The sequence below is a fragment of the Streptomyces sp. SAI-135 genome, assembly GCF_029893805.1.
Classification (GTDB): Bacteria; Actinomycetota; Actinomycetes; order Streptomycetales; family Streptomycetaceae; genus Streptomyces.
In genome coordinates, this window is the sequence record NZ_JARXYP010000002.1 from 553,134 (window position 1) to 576,692 (window position 23,559).

Sequence of the window (23,559 nt, forward strand, 5' to 3'; positions counted from 1 at the left end):
TCAGTTCTCCAGGCCGCGCCAGGCGGCGATCCGCGCCCAGGCCGCGCCGAGGTTGTCGGGCGCCAGCAGGTCCGTGTGCCGGCAGGGCACACGTTCCACGGTGAGTGCGCCGGAGAGGTAGGGCCGCCAGCGTTCGGCGGTGGGTTCGTCGTCGGCCTTGTCCGCCTCGGCGACGATCAGCAGGACGTCACCGCCGAACCGGCCGCAGCGGTGTTCGGCGTTGATCGAGGCGTTGTTGAGGTAGATCCGGGCGAAGGTCCGGATGTCCGCGTCGGAGAGACCGCCCAGCGTCTCGCCGGCTTCCGCCTGCATCCTGGCGACCAGACGGTCCATGTCGGGGCCTCGCCTCGGCCGGTCCCCGACGTCGGGATCCGCATCGTCGCGGCCGGCACCAGGACCCGCTTCCGGCTCCGACTCCGCGGCCGGGTCCTCGGGATAGGCGTCGAGAATGACGAGTACGACTTCCTCCCCCGCCGCCTCCAGCTGTACGGCCATCTCGTGGGCCGGGATGCCGCCGGCCGAGAAGCCGAGGATGTGGTACGGACCGGTCTCCTGGATCGTGCGGATCTGCTGGATGTAGTCGGACGCCATCTCCGTGACGGAGGCGGCGAACTGGCCGCTCCCGTCGAAGCCGCGGGCCTGCAGCCCGTACAGGCGCGTCTCCTTCGGTACGTGGCGGACGAGCGGGCTGTAGGACCAGGCGAGGCCGCCGGCGGGGTGGACGCAGAAGAACGGGGCGTGGGTGCCGTCGGTCTTCATGGGGAGGAGCACGTCCAGCGAGTCGGCCACGGACGAGAGGTCCATCCGGTTCAGCAGCTCGGCGACCGTGGGTGCCGCGAGCAGGGTGCCGACGGTGACCGAGACGCCGCGTTCACGAAGGCGTGCGACGAGTTTGACGGCCAGCAGTGAATGACCGCCGTTCTGGAAGAAGTTGTCGTCGACACCGAACGACTCCAGGCCGAGCACCTCGGCGAACGCCTCGCAGAGCAGGTCCTCCAGGACCGTGCCGGGGCCGCGGCGGGTGCCGCGGGCCCGCTCCCCGAGGGTCCGTTCGGGGACCGGCAGGGCGGCGCGGTCGAGCTTGCCGTTCACGGTGAGCGGCAGGTCGGGAAGGACGACGAACGCTGTCGGGATCATGTACTCGGGCAGACGGTCACCTGCAAAAATCCTGAGCCTGTTGGGCAGTTCGGATGCCTCCTTGATGCCGGCAGTGTCGTCGGTCGGGACGACGTAGGCGACCAGGCGGGGCTCGCCCGGGATCTCCTCGCGGGCGATCACCGCCGCCTGGGCGATCCGTGGGTGCGCGGTGAGTACGGCCTGGATCTCGCCGGGCTCGATCCGGAAACCGCGGATCTTGACCTGGTCGTCGGTTCGTCCGGCGAAGGCGAGCGTGCCGTCGGTGGTCCAGCGCACCCGGTCACCGGTGCGGTACATCCGCTCCCCGGGGACGAACGGGCAGGCCACGAACCGTTCCGTCGTCATCCCGGCCCGGCCCGCGTAGCCACGGGCCACGCCTGCCCCGGCCACGTACAACTCACCTGTCACCCCGACCGGTACGGGCTGCAGCCACTCGTCCAGCACGTACAGGCGGGTGTTGGCGACGGGACCGCCGATGCCGATGTCGCCGGCTGCCACCCGCTCGGGGGCCAAGGGCGCGGACATGGTCGCGCACACGGTGGTCTCGGTGGGCCCGTAGGCGTTGATCAACTCCCTTCCCTGGGCCCAGCGTTCGGCCACCTTCGGATCCAGCGCCGAGCCGGCCGACACGAGGGTGCGGAGGCAGGCGTAGTCCGTGGGCTGTTCCACTGCCAGTACGGCAGGAGGCAGCGTCGCATGGGTGACCTGCCAGCGGTCCACGACCTCGGCCAGACCCGTGCCCGGCGCCAGGGTTGCGGCCGGCGCCACCACCAGGGCTGCACCGGCGCCCAGTGCCATGAGGAGTTCCCAGGTCGCGGCATCGAAGCCGACGCTGGCGAACTGCAGCACGCGGTCGCCCGGTCCGACGCCGAGGCGCCGGCGCTGTGCCTCGGCGAGGTTCACGGCGCCCGCGTGGGAGAGCACCACGCCCTTGGGGCGGCCGGTGGAGCCGGAGGTGTAGATGACGTAGGCGGCTTGGTGGGGGGCGATGGCGGAGCTGGGGTGCCGGTCCTGGCGCTTACCGACGGCGGCGTCGTTGCAGTCGCCGACCCCAGTGTCGATGAGGGCGGCCGTCTCCGGGTCGTCCACCACGGTGCACGGCAGCGCGGCCGCCAGAGGGACCTCGTCCACGAGTCCGGCGCAGGCCCGGGAGGTGAGCATGTGCACGGTGCCGCTGTCGGCGAGCATGTGCCCCAGTCGCTCGGGCGGTTGCTGCGGGTCGATCGGCAGATACGCCGCGCCCGCCTTCAGGACGCCGAGGAGGGAGGTGATCAGGTCCGCGCCGCGCTCCAGCAGGACCGCGACCACCGACTCCGCCCCCACGCCCCGGTCGGCCAGGTGCCGCGCCAACCGATCTGCTCGGGCGTCCAGTTCGGCGTACGAGATCTCCACACCGTCACCCAGCAGCGCGGGTGCCTGTGGCGTGCGCTGCGCCTGCGTCTCGAACAACTCGACCGCCGTGCGGGCGGGCACCGGGGCAGCGGAGTCGTTCCAGGCCGTCAGCACCTCCTGTCGCTCGGCATCTCCGAGGACCTGGATCTCGTGAAGACTGCGCTCAGGAACGGCGGCCACCTGCTCCACCACACGCACCCACCGCTCGGCCAGCAGGCGGACGGTCTCCGGGGCGAACACGTCGGCCGAGGCGGTGACCACGCCTCGCAGTCCGGCGGGCCGACCGTTCGCGTCCAGCGTCTCCCTGGCCGTCAGTTCCAGATCGAACTTCGCGGCCGCGGTCAGCGGGCCGGCACCTCCGGCTGACGCGTCCTCACCCTTGCCCTCGGGGGCGTCCGCACGAGGCAGGTCGACAGCCGTGTGTTGGACGTTCTCCATGCTGAGGACAACTTGGAAGAGCGGGTGCCGGGCCCGCGAGCGCGTCGGGGCCAGCTCCTCCACCAGCCGCTCGAACGGCACGTCCTGGTGCGCCAGCGCTTCGAGACTGCGCTCCCGCACCCGGATCAGCACGTCCCGGAAGGTGGGATCGCCGGTCAGGTCGGTTCGAATGACGAAGGTGTTGACGAAGAAGCCGACCAGGTCGTCCAGGCCCTCGTCCGTACGGCCCGCGACCGCCGAGCCGATCGGAATGTCCGTACCGGCACCCAGGCGCGACAGCAGCACCGCGAACGCGGCCTGCAGCACCATGAACACCGTCACGCCCTCGGCACGGGCCAACTCCGCGAGTCTGGCGTGCACTTCGCCCGGTACGGCCAGGGGCACAGTGTGGCCGCGGTGTGTCGCCGTCGGGGGCCGAGGGTGGTCGAAGGGAAGGTCGAGTTCCTCCGGAGCGCCGGCCAATGCCTCGCGCCAGTAGGCCACCTGGCGGGACATCAGGCTGTCCGAGTCGTCCTCGTCGCCGAGCAACTCCCGCTGCCACAGGGCGTAGTCCGCGTACTGCACGGGCAGCGGCGCCCAGTCCGGTGACCTGTCGCCATCGCTCCGCGCCGCGTACGCGGTCGACAGGTCGCGCGCCAGCGGACCCATGGACCACCCGTCGCCCGCGATGTGGTGCACCACGAGCACCAGTGCCGTCCCGGCATCCCCCTTCCGGAGCAGCGCGGCCCGTACGGGTATCTCGTGCTCCAGGTCGAAGGCGTACCGCGCCCGTTGCGTGGCCGCCTCGGACACCTCCTCGGCCGACGCGTCGTCGAGGTCTACGATCTCCAGTTCCCAGTCGAGTTCATCAAGCGGTACGACGTGCTGGTACGGCTCCCCGTCGACAGCGGGGAAGGTCGTGCGCAGCACCTCGTGCCGACCGAGGACGTCACGCAGTGCGGCGGCGAGAGCCACCGTGTCCACATCCGCCGAGAGTCGGAGAACCGTGGGGATGTTGTACGTCGGGCTGGGCCCTTCCAACTGCGCCAGGAACCAGAGGCGTTGCTGGCCGAACGACAGCGGTACGCGTTCTGAACGGTCGGTGCGGGTCGTCAGCGGGGGTCGGGTCGGGCCGCTGCGTGCGGTTGTCAGGTGCGCCGCGAGTCGAGCGGGTGTCGGGGCCTGGAACAGGGCACGGATCTCCACCTCCTCGCCGAGCACCACCCGAATGCGGGAGATGAGGCGGACGGCGAGGAGCGAATGCCCACCGAGGGCGAAGAAGTCGTCGTCCACGCCAACCGATTCCAGACCGAGGACGTGAGCGAAGGCCGCGCACAGCAACTCCTCGCGGACATCGGCCGGGACACGGCCTGGGGCGCCGGTTGCGTGTTCCGGAGCGGGGAGTGCCGCGCGGTCCACCTTGCCGTTGACGTTGAGTGGCAGTTCGTCGAGGACAACGACGGCGGACGGAACCATGTGCGCGGGGAGCCGGGACGCGGCGAACTCCCTAATTTCGGCCGCGAGGTCGGTCCCGGGTGAAGTCTCCTGGTCCGGTACGACGTAGGCGACCAGGCGCAGTTCGCCGACGGTGTCTTCCCGGGCGATCACCACGGTGCGGGAGACGCGCGGGTGTGCGGCGATGGCGGCCTGGACCTCGCCGGGCTCGATACGGAACCCGCGGATCTTGACCTGGTCGTCGACCCGGCCGGCGAACACCAACTGGCCATCGCTCGCCCACCGGACCCGGTCACCGGTGCGATACATCCGCTCACCTGCGGAGAACGGGCAGGACACGAAGCGCTCCGCCGTCAAGACGGGGTTGCCCACATAGCCGCGGGCCAGCTGGGCGCCCGCGATATACAGCTCCCCCGTCACTCCGGGGGCGACCGGCCGCAGCCACTCGTCCAGCACATACAGGCGGGTGTTCGCGATCGGTGAGCCGATCGGGATCGGTCCGGGATGAGCCGGGTCCACCACCCCGGCTGTGACCATCACCGTGGACTCGGTCGGCCCATACGTGTTCACCAGGCGAAGGTTCGACGCCCACACCTGCGCCGTCGCCACACTGATCGCCGAAGCACCGACAAGCAGCGTCCGCACCTCGGACAGGTCCGACGGCTCCAGCACCTCCAGCAGCGACGGCACCACACTCGCCGCGTGCAGACCGGCCCACTCACGCAGCCTCGTCGGCTGCTCCCGCTCCTCGCCGCCGGCCACCATCAACGTGGCCCCGGACGACAACGCCACCGCCACATCCAGCACCGAAGCATCGAAACTGAACGACGCGAACTGCAACACCCCCACCCCGGGCTCCGCACCCATCACCGGCACGAACACCGACGCCAGATTACGCACCGCAGCATGCTCGACCGCAACACCCTTGGGACGCCCGGTAGAACCCGACGTATAAATCACATAGGCAAGACTCTCCGCACACCGGACCACATCCGGTGCCGACGCGTCCAGGCCCTCGATGCCGCGGACGACCTCGGGATCATCCAGCCACAACACCCGCACGTCGGACACGTCCGCCAACAGCTGCCCAGCCGTCTCCCGGTGGGCCAGTACGCAGGCGGCACCGCTGTCCGCAAGCAGATACGCCACCCGCTCGGCGGGATACTCCGGATCCACCGGCACATACGCCGCCCCCGCCTTCCACACCCCCAGCAAAGCCGCAACCATGTCCGTCCCACGCGGCAGACACAAAGCCACCCGGGACTCCACCCCCACACCCACAGCAAGAAGGTGACGGGCCACACGATTGGCGCGAGCATCCAGCTCCGCATAGGTGAGGACGGCGTCCTCGGCCGCGACCGCCACCGCATCCGGCACCCGACGCGCCTGCGCCTCGAACAAGTCCAGCACCGAGCCACCCGGCACCACCGCCGCAGTGTCGTTCCAGCGGCGGAGCACCTGCTCGTGCTGGGCGGCGTCCAGAACATCGACGGAGGCGAGTTCGGTGTCCGGGCCGCCGTCCACGGCGGCATTCAGAGCGGCGGAGAGGTTGTCGGCCGCGGTGTGCAGGAGGTCGGCGACCAGGTTCGCGTCCGCCGGCTCCACGGCCTCCACGCTCAGGGTGTAGCCCCGCTGACCGTGGTCGTTCACGGAGACGATGACCGGGTAGTTGCCGCTCTCCTGCGTGTAGAGAGCGCGGACACCGAGCTGTGCGTCGCGAGGGTCGACGGGGGCTGCTCCGACGATGTCGCGGTCATTGTGGCGGTAGTTCAGGAGGGAGGTGAAGAGGGGCGCGTCACCGGTGATGCCGCTGGCCTGCTGGGCGACCGCCAGCGGGGTGTGTTCGTGCGCCACCAGTTCGGCCAGTTGGGCGCGCATCGCGGCCACCGCCGCGGTCACCCCGATGCCACGTGTGCCGACGCGGGCGGGGAGAGTGTTCATGAAGAGCCCCAGCGCCCGATCCGCACGCGGCGCCGCCGCTCATCCGGCCCAGCAGTACGGTGCCGAAGACCACGTCGTCGCGGCCCGCGACCGCCGCCAGCACTCGGGCCCAGGCGACGTGCCACACCGTGGCCGGGCTGACCCCCAGACTCCGGGCCGCGCGACGGACCCGCTCGGTCACCGCGTCCGTCACCGAGCGGTGGGCGCGGGCCACCTGATCGCCGTTGCCGTGCACGTCCAGCAGCCCGAACGGCGCCGTCGGTTCGGTGACATCACCCAGCAACTCCGCGAAATACGCGGCATGTTCACTGCTGGAGACCTCGGTGCGGGCTTGGGCCACGAAGTCCCGGAACGGCACCGGCGTCGCCAACTGGTCGCCCTCGCCCACCATGAAGGCCCGCAGCTCCTTCAGGAGCAGTGCCATACCGGTGTGGTCCTGGATCAGGTGGTGCATCCGCAGCAGTGCCAGGTGCCGGCCGTCTTCGGTCCGGGTGGTGTGCAGGTCCAGCAACGGTGCCTGCGACAGGTCCATCGACCGGCCCACCGCTCGTACCAGCGCCGGGACCGGGTCGGTGGTCGCCTGTGCGTCCAGGAGCACGGAGTGGACCCGCAGTTCCGCCTGACGCAGGACCACCTGAACCGGCTCGGAGACGCCCTGCCAGACGATTCCGGTCCGGTACACGTCGTGGCGGTCGATGACCTGCCCGAGTGCGGTCGTGAACGCTTCCAGCCGCCGACTGTCGTCGAACTCCAGCACCATCACGGTCACATAGGCGTCCACCCCGCCCTCGGCCAGCAGGTGGTGGAACAGCAGCCCCTCCTGGAGCGGTGCCAGCGGGTAGATGTCCGCGACGTTCGCTGGGCCGCCGGGTACCGACGACGTCACGCGGTCGATCTCCGCCGCCGAGAGCTTCGCCAGCGGGATCATCTCCGGCGTGATCGACGTCGTGCCCAGGGGGATGCCGCCCCTGGCGGGCTCCGACGGGTCCTGTGAAACGTCGTCCGTCGCTTCGGCGACGGCGGCCAGTCCTGCGGGAGTTGGCGCCTGGAACAGGGACCGAACGGACACCGCCAGCCCGCGCACCCGCAGCCGCTCCACCAAGCGCACCGCCAGCATCGAATGCCCGCCCAGAGCGAAGAAGTCGTCGTCCACCCCTGTCTCGTCGACGCCCAGAACCTCGGCGAAGACCTGCGTCACCAACTCCTCCCGCGCGTTCGCGGGGGCGCGGCCGCGATCGCCCGGGGTGGCGTAGTCGGGGGCGGGCAGCGCCTTGCGGTCGAGCTTTCCGTTGACGGTCAGGGGGAGGTGGTCGAGGGTAACGACGGCGGAGGGGACCATGTAGTACGGGAGCCGGTCGGCTGCGTAGTCGCGGAGGTCAGCCGCCTCGTCGGGACCCGCACCATGGGTACCGCTCACGACGTAGGCGATCAGCCTCTTCTCGCCCGGAGAGTCCTCGCGGACGGTTACTGCGGCCTGCTCGATAGCGGGATGGCCGGCCAGGACGGTCTCGATCTCACCCAGCTCGATCCGGAAACCACGGATCTTGACCTGCTCATCCGCACGCCCCAGATACTCCAGCACCCCCGCACCACTCCACCGCGCCAGATCACCCGTGCGATACATCCGCTCACCACGACCGAACGGACACGCCACAAACCGCTGCGCCGACAGATCCGCACGCGCCACATACCCACGCGCCAGACCACCACCAGCCACATACAACTCACCCGCCACCCCCGGCGGCACCGGACGCAGACCCGCATCCAGCACAAACGTCCGCAACCCCGGAATACCCCGACCGATCAGACTCCCCCCACCACCACCACCACCGCCACCACCGCCGCTTCCGGTCATCGCGGCGTCCAGCGCCAGATGACTCACATGCACGGTCGTCTCCGTGATCCCGTACATGTTCACCAACACCGGCCCACCCACCGCACGACGCCCGAACCAGCCCTCCAGCCGAGCCAGATCCAGTGCCTCCCCGCCGAACACCACATACCGCAACGCCAGCCGCTCACCCAGCCCCGCACCGGCCGCCTCGGCCGCCTCGGCCGCCATCAACTGATAGAACGCCGACGGCGTCTGACTCAAAACGGTGACCCGCTCCCGCACCAACAATTCCAGGAACTCCACCGGCGACCGCGACACCGCAAAACCCACCACGACCACCCGGCCGCCATGCAGCAGGGCACCCCACATCTCCCACACGGAGAAATCGAAAGCGAACGAGTGGAAACAGCTCCACACCTCATCCGGCCCGAACTCGAAAACACCCCGCGCCGACGCAAACAAATGCGCCACATTCCGGTGCGTAACCACCACACCCTTCGGACGCCCCGTCGAACCCGACGTATAGATCACATACGCCGGATGATCCGGCACCACCCCCACCCGCGGCGCATCCTCAGGCATCGCAGCCAGCTCCGCCACCGTGCCAGGATCATCCACCACCAGCAGCGGCACCTCACCCACCGAACCCGCCAGCACCTTTGCCACCGAACCCGACGCCACCACACACACCACACCACTGTCAGCCAGCATGAACCCCAGCCGCTGCACCGGCTGCTGCGGATCCACCGGCAAATACGCCGCCCCCGCCTTCACCACACCCAACAACGCCACGACCGTGTCCACACCACGGTCCATCACCACCGCCACCACACACTCCGGCCCCACACCCATCCCGATCAGACAGTGAGCCAGCCGGTTCGCCCGCACATCCAGCTCCGCATACGTCAGAGCCTCACCCTCACACGACACCGCCACCGCATCCGGCGACCGCCCCACCTGCACCGCAAACAACTCCGCCAGGGAAGCCTCATCGGGCACCACCGCAGCGTCGTTCCACTCCGTGACGACCTGCTCGTACTCCGGTTCGGTCAGCACGTCCACAGCGTGCAGGCGCAGTTCGGGCGCGGTGAGCAGTTGTTGCAGGACCCGATTCCAGCGGTCGGCGAGAGCGGCGGCGGACGGGGCGTCGAACAGGTCGGTGGTCGCCCGCAGGATGACGCGCAGCCCCGCAGGGTCACCGTGCTCGTCGTGCGACTCGCTGACAGTCATGTCGAGATCGAACTTCGACACGGCCGTCGCTGATCCCACGGGGGCCGTCAGTGTCGTCTCGGGGCGCGGCAGGCCGACAGCTTGGCTCTCCAGGTTCTGGAGGGTGAGCATGACCTGGAAGAGGGGGTGCCGGGCCAGCGAGCGCGTCGGGGCCAGCTCCTCCACCAGCCGCTCGAACGGCACGTCCTGGTGCGCCAGCGCTTCGAGGCTCCGCTCCCGCACCCTTGCCAGCACATCCCGGAACGTCGGGTCACCGGCCAGATCAGTGCGGATGACGAGGGTGTTGACGAAGAACCCGACCAGGTCGTCCAGGCCCTCGTCCATACGCCCCGCCACCGCCGTACCGATCGGCACGTCCGTACCCCCACCGAGCCGCGACAGCAGCACGGCAAGCGCGGCCTGCAAGACCATGAACACCGTCACGCCCTCGGCCCGCGCCACCTCCACCAAACGGGCATGCAGCTCGGCCGGAACCTCGAAGGGCACGGTATGAGCGCGATGACCGGCGGCTGCCGGGCGCGCACGGTCGGCGGGCAGGGCCAGTTCCTCGGGAATGCCTGCCAACGCCTCGCGCCAGTAGGTGACCTGCCGGGAAAGCAGGCTCGAGGGGTCCTCTTCGTCGCCCAGCAACTCCCGCTGCCACAGGGCGTAGTCGGCGTACTGCACCGGCAGTGGCGCCCACTCGGGCGCTCGGCCGTCACACCGCGCCGCATACGCGACAGACAGATCCCGTGCCAACGGACCCATCGACCAGCCGTCGCCCGCGATGTGGTGCACCACCAGCACCAACACGCACGTCTCCGCATCGATCTCCAACAGCCAACCCCGGACCGGCAACTCGGAGGTCAGGTCGAACGCATACCGACCCCGTTCCCCGATCGCCGCGGCGACCTCGTCGGGCGAGGCACCGGTGAGATCGACGGACTCCAGCTCCCACGCCAGGTCCTCCACCTGGGTCACCCGCTGGTACGGCTCCCCGTCGACGGCCGGGAAAACGGTGCGCAGCGCCTCGTGGCGGCCGAGTACGTCCCGCAGCGCCGTCCCCAGTGCCGTGCGGTCGATGGTGGCCGACAGGTTCAGCGCCATGGGGAGGTTGTACGTCGGGCTGGGGCCCTCCAACTGGGCCAGGAACCACAGTCGTTGCTGCGCGAATGACAGCGGGGTCCGGTCCGGCCGCTCGGCGCGGGTCGTCAGCGGGGGTCGGGTCGGGCCGCTGCGTGCGGTCGTCAGGTGCGCCGCGAGTCGAGCGGGTGTCGGGGCCTGGAACAGGGCACGGATCTCCACCTCCTCGCCGAGCACCACCCGAATGCGGGAGATGAGGCGGACGGCGAGGAGCGAATGCCCACCGAGGGCGAAGAAGTCGTCGTCCACACTGACCGATTCCAGACCGAGGACGTGGGCGAAGGCCGCGCACAGCAGTTCCTCGCGGACATCGGCCGGGACACGGCCAGGGGCGCCGGTTGCCTGTTCCGGAGCGGGGAGTGCCGCGCGGTCCACCTTGCCGTTCGCATTCAACGGCAGCTCGTCCAGCACCACCACCGCCGACGGCACCATGTACTCCGGCAGCCGGGATGCGGTGAACTCCTTGATTTCGGCCGCGAGGTCGGTCGCTGACGTCCCTTGGTCCCCGACGACGTAGGCGACCAGGCGCAGTTCGCCGACGGTGTCTTCCCGGGGAACGACAGCCGTCCGCGAGACGCGCGGGTGTGCGGCGATCGCGGCCTGGACCTCACCGGGCTCGATACGGAACCCGCGGATCTTGACCTGGTCGTCGACCCGGCCGGCGAACACCAACTGGCCATCGACCGCCCACCGGACCCGGTCCCCGGTGCGATACATCCGCTCACCTGCGGAGAACGGGCAGGACACGAAGCGCTCCGCCGTCAGTACCGGGTTGCCCACATACCCACGGGCGAGCTGGGCGCCCGCGATATACAACTCACCCGTCACGCCGGGTGCGACCGGCCGCAGCCACTCGTCCAGCACATACAGGCGAGTGTTCGCGATCGGTGAGCCGATCGGGATTGGTCCGGGATGAGCCGGCTCCACCACACCGGCGGTGACCATCACCGTGGACTCGGTCGGCCCATACGTGTTCACCAGGCGAAGGTTTGAGGCCCACACCTGCGCCGTCGCCACACTGATCGCCGAAGCACCGACGAGCAGCGTCCGCACGTGTGGCAGGTCCGACGGCTCCAGCACCTCCAGCAGCGACGGCACCACACTCGCCGCGTGCAGACCGGCCCACTCACGCAGCCTCGTCGGCTGCTCCCGCTCCTCGTGGCCGGCCACCATCAACGTGGCCCCGGACGACAACGCCACCGCCACATCCAGCACCGAAGCATCGAAACTGAACGACGCGAACTGCAACACCCCCACCCCGGGCTCCGCACCCATCACCGGCACGAACACCGACGCCAGATTGCGCACCGCAGCATGCTCGACCGCAACACCCTTGGGACGCCCGGTAGACCCCGACGTATAAATCACATAGGCAAGACTCTCCACACACCGGACCACATCCGGTGCCGAGCCGTCCAGGCCCTCGATGCCACGGGAGACCTCAGGATCATCCAGCCACAACACCCGCACGTCGGACACGTCCGCCAACAGCTGCCCAGCCGTCTCCCGGTGGGCCAGCACACAGACGGCACCACTGTCCGCGAGGAGATACGCCACCCGCTCGGCGGGATACTCCGGATCCACCGGCACATACGCCGCCCCCGCCTTCCACACCCCCAGCAAAGCCGCAACCATGTCCGTCCCACGCGGCAGACACAAAGCCACCCGGGACTCCACCCCCACACCCGAAGCAACAAGATGACGGGCCACACGATTAGCGCGAGCATCCAGCTCCGCATAGGTGAGGACGGCGTCCTCGGCCACAACCGCCACCGCATCCGGCACCCGACGCACCTGCGCCTCGAACAAGTCCAGCACCGAACCACCCGGCACCACCGCCGCAGTGTCGTTCCACTCCACCAGAGCCTGTCGCCGCTCCCCCTCCGACAACACCTCCACCGCATCCAGACGAAGATCCGGCTCAGCCGTGACCTGCTCCAGCACCCGCACCCAACGCTCCGCCATCGCAGCAGCCGACGACGCGTCGAAGACGTCGGTCGCCGCCCGTACAGCGACACGCAGCCCGGCCGGAGCGCCCTGTTCGTCGCGCAACTCAGCGGCGGTCACGTCGAGGTCGAACTTCGACACGGTGGTCGCCGGGGCGCCCGCCGGAGCCGGCAGAGTCGTCTCGGGGCGCGGCAGGCCGACAGCTTGGCTCTCCAGGTTCTGGAGGGTGAGCATGACCTGGAAGAGGGGGTGCCGGGCCAGCGAGCGGGTCGGGGACAGTTCCTCGACCAGCCGCTCGAACGGCACGTCCTGGTGCGCCAGGGCTTCGAGGCTCCGCTCCCGCACCCTTGCCAGCACATCCCGGAACGTCGGGTCACCGGCCAGATCAGTGCGGATGACGAGAGTGTTGACGAAGAACCCGACGACGTCGTCCAGCTTCTCATCGATACGGCCCGCGACCGCCGAGCCGATCGGAATGTCCGTACCTGCACCCAGGCGCGACAGCAGCACCGCGAGCGCGGCCTGCAAGACCATGAACACCGTCACGCCCTCGGCCCGTGCCACCTCCAGCAGCCGCGCGTGCACATCGGCGGCCACCCTGCGCTCACTCACATGTGCCCGGTGATTGGCGGCAGCGGGGCGCGGATGGTCGAAGGGGAGCTCCAGCTCCTGCGGAGAGCCTGCCAGCGCCTCGCGCCAATAAGCCACCTGCCGGGCAACCAGACTCGACGGATCGTCCTCGTCGCCCAGCAACTCCCGCTGCCACAGGGCGTAGTCGGCGTACTGCACGGGCAGCGGCGTCCACTCCGGCGACCGTCCGCCGTCACACCGCGCCGCATACGTGACAGACAGATCCCGTGCCAACGGACCCATCGACCAGCCGTCGCCCGCGATGTGGTGCACCACCAGCACCAACACACACGCCTCGGCGTCGATCTCCAACAGCCAACCCCGGACCGGCAACTCGGAGGTCAGGTCGAAGCCATACCCCGCCCGCTCGCCGATCGCCGCGGCGACCTCGTCGGGCGAGGCACCGGTGAGATCGACCGTCTCCAGATCCCACGCCACCTCCTCGACAGGAGTCACCTGCTGATACGGCTCCCCGTCGACGGCGGGGAAGGTCGTACGCAGCACCTCGTGCCGGCCGAGCACATCCCGCAACGCCCCGGCCAGCGCGTCCCGGTTCACGTCTGCCGCGAGGGGAAGAACCGTCGGAATGTTGTACGTCGGGCTGGGGCCCTCCAACTGGGCCAGGAACCAGAGCCGTTGCTGCCCGAACGACAGCGGGATCCGGTCCGGCCGCTCGGCGCCGGCCGTCAGTGCGGGGCGGGCCTGGCCGCTGCGTGCGGTCGTCAGGTGTGCCGCGAGTCGTGCGGGTGTCGGGGCCTGGAACAGGGCACGGATCTCCACTTCCTCGCCGAGTACCACCCGAATGCGGGAGATGAGGCGGACGGCGAGGAGTGAATGCCCGCCGAGGGCGAAGAAGTCGTCGTCCACGCCGACCGATTCCAGACCGAGGACGTGGGCGAAGGCGGCGCAGAGCAGTTCCTCGCGGACATCGGCCGGGACACGGCCCGAGCCGCTGCCCACGTACTCGGGAGCGGGGAGTGCCGCGCGGTCCACCTTGCCGTTCGCATTCAACGGCAGCTCATCCAGCACCACCACCGCCGACGGCACCATGTACTCCGGCAGCCGGGATGCGGTGAACTCCCTGATGTCGGCCGCCAGATCGGTCCCAGGTGAAGTCTCCTGATCCGGTACGACGTACGCGACCAGCCGCAACTCGTCGGCCAGGTCGTCCCGGGCGACAACAGCCGTCCGCGAGACATGCGGGTGTGCGGCGATCGCGGCCTGGACCTCACCGGGTTCAATACGGAAGCCGCGGATCTTGACCTGGTCGTCGACCCGGCCGGCGAACACCAACTGCCCATCGCTCGCCCACCGGACCCGGTCCCCGGTGCGGTACATCCGCTCACCTGCGGAGAACGGGCAGGCGACAAACCGCTCCGCCGACAACACTGGATTACCCACATAGCCGCGGGCGAGCTGGGCGCCCGCGATATACAGCTCCCCCGTCACTCCGGGGGCGACCGGCCGCAGCCACTCGTCCAGCACATACAGGCGGGTGTTCGCGATCGGTGAGCCGATCGGCACCGGTCCGGGATGAGCCGGGTCCACCACGCCCGCGGTGACCATCACCGTGGACTCGGTCGGCCCATACGTGTTCACCAGGCGAAGGCTCGACGCCCACACCTGCGCCCTCGCCACACTGATCGCCGAAGCACCGACAAGCAGAGTACGCACCTCGGACAGGTCCGACGGCTCCAGCACCTCCAGCAGCGACGGCACCACACTCGCCGCGTGCAGACCGGCCCACTCACGCAGCCTCGTCGGCTGCTCCCGCTCCTCGTGGCCGGCCACCATCAACGTGGCCCCGGACGACAACGCCACCGCCACATCCAGCACCGAAGCATCGAAACTAAACGACGCGAACTGCAACACCCCCACCCCCGGCTCCGCACCCATCACCGGCACGAACACCGACGCCAGATTGCGCACCGCAGCATGCTCGACCGCAACACCCTTGGGACGCCCGGTAGACCCCGACGTATAGATCACGTACGCCAGCGTCGAAGGCAGCACGGCACCGCCGCGCTCAGGGTCGCGCACGAGTGCGTCGCTACGGGAGTCGATCTCGGCCACCGTCGCGGCATCGTCGAGCCAGATGGTACGAACGCCGATCGCGTCCAATGAGAGCTCGGCCGCCGTCTCGCGATGGGCCAGTACGCAGGCGGCACCGCTGTCCGCGAGCAGATACGCCACCCGCTCGGCGGGATACTCCGGATCCACCGGCACATACGCCGCCCCCGCCTTCCACACCCCCAGCAAAGCCGCAACCATGTCCGTCCCACGCGGCAGACACAAAGCCACCCGGGACTCCACCCCCACACCCGAAGCGACAAGATGACGAGCCAGACGATTGGCGCGAGCATCCAGCTCCGCATACGTCAGCTCACCATCCGCGGCAACCACCGCCACCGCATCCGGCGCCCGACGCGCCTGCGCCTCGAACAGGTCCAGCACCGAACCATCCGGCACCACCGCCGCAGTGTCGTTCCACTCCACCAGAGCCTGTCGCCGCTCCCCCTCCGACAACACCTCCACCGCATCCAGACGAAGATCCGGCTCAGCCGTGACCTGCTCCAGCACCCGCACCCAACGCTCCGCCATCGCAGCAGCCGACGACGCGTCGAACAGATCGACGGTGGCCCGCAGGGCGGCCCGCAGCCCGGCCGGATGGCCGTCCTCGTCATGCGTCTCGCTGGCTGCCAGGTCGAGGTCGAACTTCGACACGGCCGTCGTGGATCCGGTGGTTCCCGGCACCGGCTCCGGCGTCTGCGCCTGCGCACGCGGGAGGTCGACGGTCGTGCTTTCCAGGTTCTGAAGGGTGAGCATCACTTGGAACAGCGGGTGTCGGGCCAGCGACCGCGAGGGCGCCAGCTCCTCCACCAGCCGCTCGAACGGCACGTCCTGATGCGCCAGCGCTTCGAGACTCCGCTCCCGCACCCGCGCCAGCACGTCACGGAACGTCGGACCGCCACTCAGGTCCGCACGCACGACCAGCGTGTTGAGGAAGCAGCCGACGAGGTCGTCCAGCTTCTCGTCGGTACGGCCCGCGACCGCCGAGCCGATCGGAATGTCCGTACCGGCACCCAGGCGCGACAGCAGTACCGCGAGCGCGGCCTGCAAGACCATGAACACCGTCACGCCCTCGGCCCTGGCCAACTCGACCATACGTACGTGCACTTCGGCCGAGACCTCGAAGGGCACCGTGTGAGCACGATGGCCGGCAACCGGCGGTCGCGGCCGGTCGGCAGGCAGAGCCAGTTCCTCCGGGACTCCCGCCAACGCCTCGCGCCAGTAGGTGATCTGCCGTGCGATGAGGCTCTCGGCGTCGTCCTCGTCGCCCAGTACCTCCCGCTGCCACAGCGCGTAGTCCGCGTACTGCACCGGCAACGGTGACCACCGGGGTTCCTGCCCCGCACACCGCGCCGCGTAGGCGAGGGACAGGTCGCGCCCGAGCGGGCCCTTCGACCAGCCGTCGCTGGCGATGTGGTGCACCACCAGCACCAGGACACAGCCCTCGGTACCCGCCTCCAGCAACCAGCCACGGATCGGGAGCTCTCGTGCCAGGTCGAAGGCGTACTGCCCCCGCTCCGCCACGGCAGCCGCCACCTCGTCCGCCGACGCGGCCGCGAGGTCGACTGTCTCGACACTCCAGTCCAGTTCGTCGAACGGGGTGATGCGCTGGTACGGCTCGCCGTCAACGGCCGGGAACGTCGTCCGCAGCACCTCGTGCCGGCCGACGACGTCCCGCAGCGCCGCCGTCAGCGCGGCCCGGTCGACGTCCGCGGACAGCCGTAGCACCATCGGGATGTTGTACGTCGGGCTCGGCCCCTCCAACTGGGCCAGGAACCAGAGTCGTTGCTGTGCGAAGGACAGTGCCACCCGGTCGGGGCGTTCTCGTGCCACGAGCGCGCTGTGCGACTGGGCGGGGGCGTGATCCTCGATGTAGGCAGCAAGGCCGGCGGGGGTGGGTGTCTGGAACAGCACCCGGATCTCCACCTCGATGCCCAGCAGCGCCCGGATGCGGGAGATCAGGCGGACGGCGAGCAGGGAGTGCCCGCCCAGGGCGAAGAAGTCGTCCTCGACTCCGACCGAGTCCGGCGCCAGGCCCAGCACCTGCGCGAACGCGGTGCACAGGGCTTCTTCGCGGGCGTTGGCCGGGGGACGGCTCACACCACCGGAGGCCGCATACTCAGGTGCCGGCAGCGCCCGCCGGTCCAGCTTGCCGTTCGACGTCAACGGGAGCGCGTCCAGCACCACGACCGCCGACGGCACCATGTACTCCGGCAAGCGGGTGGCGGCAAACGACTTGAGCTGGGCCTCGTCCAGCACGTCGTCCGCGTCGGCGGGAACGACGTAGGCAACCAGCCGGGCGTCACCCGGCGTGTCCTCGCGGGCCACGACCACGGCCCGGTCGACCTCGGGGTGAGCGGCGAGGACCGTTTCGACCTCGCCGGGCTCGATGCGGAATCCCCGGATCTTCACCTGGTCGTCCGCCCGCCCGGCGAAGACCACCTTGCCGTCGGAAGTCCACCGCACCCGGTCCCCGGTGCGGTACATCCGCTCACCACGGAGGAATGGGGAGGCCACGAACCGCTCAGACGTCAGTGGGCCGTTCCCGGTGTAGCCGCGGGCGAGTTGTGCTCCGGCGACATACAGCTCGCCCGTCACACCGGGCGCCACCGGCCGCAGCCACTCATCCAGCACGAAGGCCCGGGTGTTGGCCAGGGGCGTCCCAACGGGGACCACCTGACCGCTCACCGCTTCGCGTTCGAGGACGGTGGTCAGGACGCCGATCGTGGTCTCGGTGGGCCCGTAGTGGTTGAACACCGCGCACACCCCGGCGTCCACGACCTCCCGCACCCACTCCGGCGAGGCCGCCTCACCACCCAGCACCAGGGACTTACGGGGCAGTACCGGGCCGATCCCCGCCACCGACGAGAGCGCGGCAAGGTGGGAAGGCACTGCCTTGACGTGGTCAATCCGGTGCTCCGCCACATAGCGGGCAACGGCACCCGCATCCACCACCGCGTCCGCGTCAAGGATGTGCAGCTCACCACCAGTGGTCAGCGCCGTGAACACGACCGTGTTGCCCAGGTCGGTCACCTGGGCTTGCAGCAGCCCGTACCGATCACCCGGCTCACCCCAGCCCAACCGGCCGGGAACACTGCTCACATAGTTCGCAAGCCCCCGCTGGGTGACCGCCACACCCTTCGGACGCCCCGTCGAACCCGACGTATAGATGACATACGCGAGCGCATCAGCACACACCTCCGCACCAGGCGCCTCCGATCCGGCGGCAGCCAGCTGCATCGCTGTCAGCGGATCATCCAGCGCGACCACCCGCACCCGACCGGCCGGCAAGTCTCCGACGACGTCTTCCATGCCCAGCAACAGCACGGCCCGACTGTCGGCGAGCATGAACGCGATCCGCTCCACCGGCAGAGCCGCATCCACCGGCAAATACGCCGCCCCCGCCTTCCACACCCCGAGAATCGCCGCGACCATGTCCACGCCCCGGTCCATCGCCACCGCGACCACGGACTCCGCACCGACCCCCTGGCCCCGCAGGTAGTGAGCCAACCGATTGGCCCGGACGTCCAACTCCTCGTACGACAGACCCACTTCACCCGCCACCACGGCCCCCGCACCCGGCGCCCGCCGCACCTGCTCCTCGAACAGCGCGACCACCGACGTGTCCCGACGCTCCACCGCAGTGTCGTTCCAGTCGTCCAGCACCCGTCGCAGTTCCGCGTCGGTGAGCAGTTCCACGGCGTGCACGCTCTCGTCGGGCGTGGCCGCGAGCTGTTCGACCGCGCGCACCCAGCGTGCGGCGAGGGAGTCCACCGATGGCTGGTCGAACAGGTCGGCGGCGGCGTTCACCGCGCCGCGGATGCCGGCCGGGCGACCGCGCTCGTCGCGGATTTCACGGACCAGCAGTTCCAGGTCGAACTTCGCCGCGGCCGTCGGCGACCCGACGGCATCCGGTGCGGATCGGCCGGGTTCGGCGGCCGGCTGGACCTGAGCCCCGGTCTGCGCCTGGGGGTGGGCCCGGGGCAGGTCGATGGTGGCCTGCTCGACGTTCTGGATGCTGAGCATGACCTGGAAGAGCGGGTACCGCGCGAGCGAGCGGGTGGGGGCCAGTTCCTCCACCAGCCGCTCGAACGGCACGTCCTGGTGTTCCAGAGCTTCGAGGCTGCGCTCCCGGACCCGTGCCAGCACGTCACGGAACGTCGGGTCACCGCTCAGGTCCGTACGCAGGACGAGGGTGTTGACGAAGAACCCGACGAGGTCGTCGAGGCCCTCGTCGGTACGGCCCGCCACCGACGAACCGATCGGAATGTCCGTGCCGGCGCCCAGGCGCGACAGCAGTACCGCCAGCGCGGCCTGGAGCACCATGAACACCGTCACGCCCTCGGACCGTGCCAGCTCCACGAGTTGGGCGTGAACCTCGGCCGGCAGACTGAAGGCGCTCGATCGGCCGCGGTGGGAGGCCACGGCGGGGCGTGGGTGGTCGAAGGGCAGTGCCAGTTCCGCCGGAATGTCGCGCAGGGCCTCGCGCCAGTAGGCCAGCTGGCGGGACCCGACACTGTCCGGGTCGCTCTCGTCACCGAGCAACTCCCGTTGCCACAGGGCGTAGTCGGCGTACTGCACGGGCAGCGGCGCCCATTCCGGCTCCCGGCCCGCACACCGTGCGGCGTACGCGAGGGACAGGTCGCGCGCCAGCGGCCGCTTCGACCAGCCGTCGCTTGCGATGTGGTGCAGGACCAGCACCAGGACACAGCCCTCGGTCCCGGTGTCCAGCAGCCAGCCACGGATCGGTAGGTCATTCGCCAGGTCGAAGGGGTGCCGGGTGCGCTCCGTCACCGCGTCGGTGACCTCGGCCGCGGAGGCGCCGGTAAGGTCGACCACCTCCAGTGCCCAGTCCAGTTCGTCGAGGGACCGGATGTCCTGATAGGGCTCGCCGTCCGTGGCCGGGAACGTCGTGCGCAGCACCTCGTGCCGGCCGATGACGTCCCGCAGCGCCGCGGCCAGCGCTGCGCGGTCGGCGTCGCCCGACAGGCGGAGCACCATCGGGATGTTGTACGTCGGGCTCGGGCCCTCCAACTGGGCCAGGAACCACAGCCGACGCTGCGCGAAGGACAGAGGGATCATGAACGTGTCTCCCTACGCATCGGCCGCAGTGCCGGCCGTTCCGGCTTGGACCGCCTCGGGTTTCGCAGACCGACCGCGAGCGCGGCCGGTGTGGGGTGCTGGAAGAGCATGCGGATGTCCGCCTCGGCGCCGAGGACGGACCTGATCCGCGAGATGAGCCTGATGGCCAGGAGCGAGTGGCCGCCGAGGGCGAAGAAGTCGTCCTCGGCTCCGACCGACTCCACACCGAGCACCTGGGCGAAGGCGGCACACAGGGCCTCTTCGCGGGCGTCGGCCGGCGGCCGGCTCGCGCCGCCGCTCGCCGTGTGCTCCGGTGCGGGCAGCGCCCGGCGGTCCAGCTTGCCGCTTCCGGTCAGCGGCAGCGCGTCCAGCACGACCACCGTCGACGGCACCATGTGGTCCGGCAGCCGGTTGTGTGTGAACTGCCGCACCGAGGCGGCGAGTTCCGCGGCAGGCGCCTTCTGCGTCAGGTCCGCCGCGGGCACGACGTACGCGACCAACCGGGCGTTCCCCGGGCCTTCTTCACGCGCCACCACGGCGACCTGTCCGACCTCCGGGTGGGCCGCGACGGCGGCCTGGACCTCGCCGGGCTCGATCCGGTACCCGCGGATCTTCACCTGGTCGTCGGCCCGTCCGGCGAAGACGATCTGCCCGTCGGTGGTCCAGCGGGCGAGGTCGCCGGTGCGGTACATGCGCTCGCCCGAGCCGCCGACCGGGTAGGGGCAGGCGACGAAGCGCTCGGCCGTCAGCGGCTCGTTGCCGGCGTAGCCACGGGCGAGTTGGGCGCCCGCGATGTACAACTCGCCCGTGACACCGGGCGCCACCGGCCGCAGCCACCGATCCAGCACGAAGACCCGCGTGTCGGCGAGCGGAGCGCCGACCGGGAGGTCACCGGAGGCGAGGGTGTCGTCGTCGAGGGCCGTGGTCAGGACGCCGACCGTGGTCTCGGTCGGCCCGTAGTGGTTGAACACCGCACACGCCCCGGTGTCCAGCACCTCCCGAACCCAGTCCGGCGAGGCCGCCTCGCCACCCAGCACCAGCGATCTCCGCGGCAGGACCGGGCCCATGCCGATCTCGGCGGACAGCGCGGCCAGATGCGAGGGCACCGCCTTCAGGTGGTCGATGCGGTGCTCACGCAGGTAGTGGGCGACGGCCTCCGCGTCCACCACGGTCCCGGCCCCGAGGATGTGGAGCTGACCCCCGGTGGTGAGGCTGGTGAACACGACGGTGTTCCCCAGGTCCGTCACCTGCGCCTGCAACAACCCGTACCGCTCCCCGGCCCCGCCCCAGCCCAGTCGCTCCGGCACGGCGGCCATGTAGTTCGCCAGCCCGCGGTGGGTGACGACGACCCCCTTGGGCCGGCCGGTGGAACCGGAGGTGTAGACGACGTAAGCGGACTGGTCGGGCAGCGCCCGCACGCCACCGTCCGGGCGCACAGGCGCAGTGCCGGGCAGCTCGGCGAGGCGTACGGCGGTCACCGGGTCGTCCACGACGAGTATCGAGGTCACCCCGTCCGCCTCAGGGCCGGCCTCGGGAAGGACGGCGCGCACGGACCGTGAGGTCAGGACGCAGGTCGTGCCGCTGTCGGCGAGCAGGTGGCCCAGCCGTTCGGACGGCTGCTGCGGGTCGAGCGGCAGATACGCCGCACCCGCCTTCCACACCGCGAGCAGAGCGGTCGTCACGTCCATGCCGCGGTCCATGACGACCGCGACCACGGATTCGGGGCCCGCTCCCTGGGCGACGAGGTGGTGGGCGAGGCGGTTGGCACGGACGTCGAGTTCCGCGTACGACAGTTCGGTCCCGTCGGCGACCACCGACACCGCCTCCGGTGTACGCCGCACCTGTGCCTCGAACCTGTCGAGGACGGTGTCGGGCGCGGGGCCGTGCGTGGTGGGGGCCGACGTGGCGCGAGCCGGGCTGGTGGTGTCGTTCCAGCGACGGAGTACCTGCTCCCGCCGGGCCGCGTCGAGGACGTCCACGGCGGCGAGCCGGGTGTCGGGGCCACCGTCGAGGGCGGCCTCCAGGGCGGCGGAGAGGTTGTCGACCGCGGTGTGCACGAGGTCGGCCACCAGCCCGGCGTCCGCGGGCGCCGTCGCTCCGACGCTCAGGGCGTAGCCGCGCTCGCCCATGTCGCTGACGGAGACGCTGAGCGGGTAGTTGTCGTGCTGCTCGGTGGAGACGGCGCGGATCCCGAGGCTGTCGTCCGCGTACCCGTCCACGCCCTGGGCTCGGTCACTGTGCCGGTAGTTGAAGAGTGAGGTGAACAGAGGCGCGTCGCCGACGATGCCGCTGGCCTGCTGCGCCACCGCCAGCGGGGCGTGCTCGTGGGCCACCAGGCCGGCCAGCTGCGCCCGCATCGCGGCCACCGCCGCCTTGACTCCGACCCCGTGCGTGTCGACGCGGGCGGGCAGGGTGTTCATGAACAGCCCCAACGCCCGATCCGTACCGGCGCCCGCGCTCATACGGCCCAGCAGCACGGTGCCGAAGACCACGTCGTCCCGGCCGGAGACAGCGGCCAGAACCCGTGCCCACGCCACGTGCCACACAGTGGCCGGACTGACGCCGAGACGGCTGGCGACCTGCCGCACACGCGCGGCCACGCCGTCGGTCACCGGCCGGTGTGCGCGCTCGACCTCGCCTCCCTCGCCGCGTACGTCCAGCAGTCCGAAGGGCGCGGTCGGTTCGGTCACGTCCCCCAGCAACTCGGCGAAATACGCAGCGTGTTCCTCGGCGGAGACCTCCGTACGGGCCTGGGCGACGAAGTCCCGGAAGGGCACCGGAGCGGGCAGCCGCGCACCTTCGCCGCGCATGAACGCGCGTACTTCCTCGAGCAGCAGCGCCATGCCCGTGTGGTCCTGGACCAGGTGGTGCATCCGCAGCAGACCCAGGTGCCGACCGTCGGCCGTACGGGCGGTGTGTACGTCCATCAGCGGAGCCGCCGCCAGGTCCATCGACCGGCCCACCGCGCCGATCAGGTCCGCCACCGGATCGGCGACTGTTTCGGGCGCCAAGTCCACAGAGGCGACGGGCAGTCGTGCCTCGCGCCAGACCACCTGTACGGGCTCGGCGACGCCCTCCCACACCACGCTCGTGCGGAACACGTCGTGCCGGTCGACGACCTGCTGCAACGCGGCGGTGAAAGCGTCGAGTCGTCGGCCGTCGTCGAACTCCAGCACCACGACGGTCACATAGGCGTCCACCCCGCCCTCGGCCAGCAGGTGGTGGAACAGCAACCCCTCCTGCAACGGCGCCAGCGGGTAGATGTCCGCCACGTTGGCCGCACCGCCGGGTACGGACGACGT

General features: G+C 70.2%; 3 protein-coding genes (1 of these 3 cut by a window edge). All 3 read right to left on the reverse strand.

The features are described 5' to 3' along the window. Tightly spaced (each overlapping or abutting the next), the 3 genes in view from M2163_RS07140 to M2163_RS07150 form a layout consistent with a single transcriptional unit that may run on beyond the window. Entirely contained in the window at nucleotides 1-6,279 is a 6,279-nt protein-coding gene (locus M2163_RS07140; protein WP_280897222.1) for a non-ribosomal peptide synthetase, read from the reverse strand. After that, nucleotides 6,197-20,257, reverse strand: a complete 14,061-nt coding sequence (locus M2163_RS07145) for a non-ribosomal peptide synthetase (RefSeq protein ID WP_280893460.1) — start codon at nucleotides 20,255-20,257, stop codon at nucleotides 6,197-6,199. Before M2163_RS07145 ends, M2163_RS07140 begins: the two co-directional genes overlap by 83 nt. Next, nucleotides 20,254-23,559, reverse strand: the final stretch of a protein-coding gene (locus tag M2163_RS07150; protein WP_280893461.1) for a non-ribosomal peptide synthetase. Its footprint extends 13,164 nt past the window's final position; only the last 3,306 of its 16,470 coding nucleotides appear in the window; the start codon falls outside the window, past its right edge — the gene reads right to left on this strand; it ends in the stop codon at nucleotides 20,254-20,256. Before M2163_RS07150 ends, M2163_RS07145 begins: the two co-directional genes overlap by 4 nt.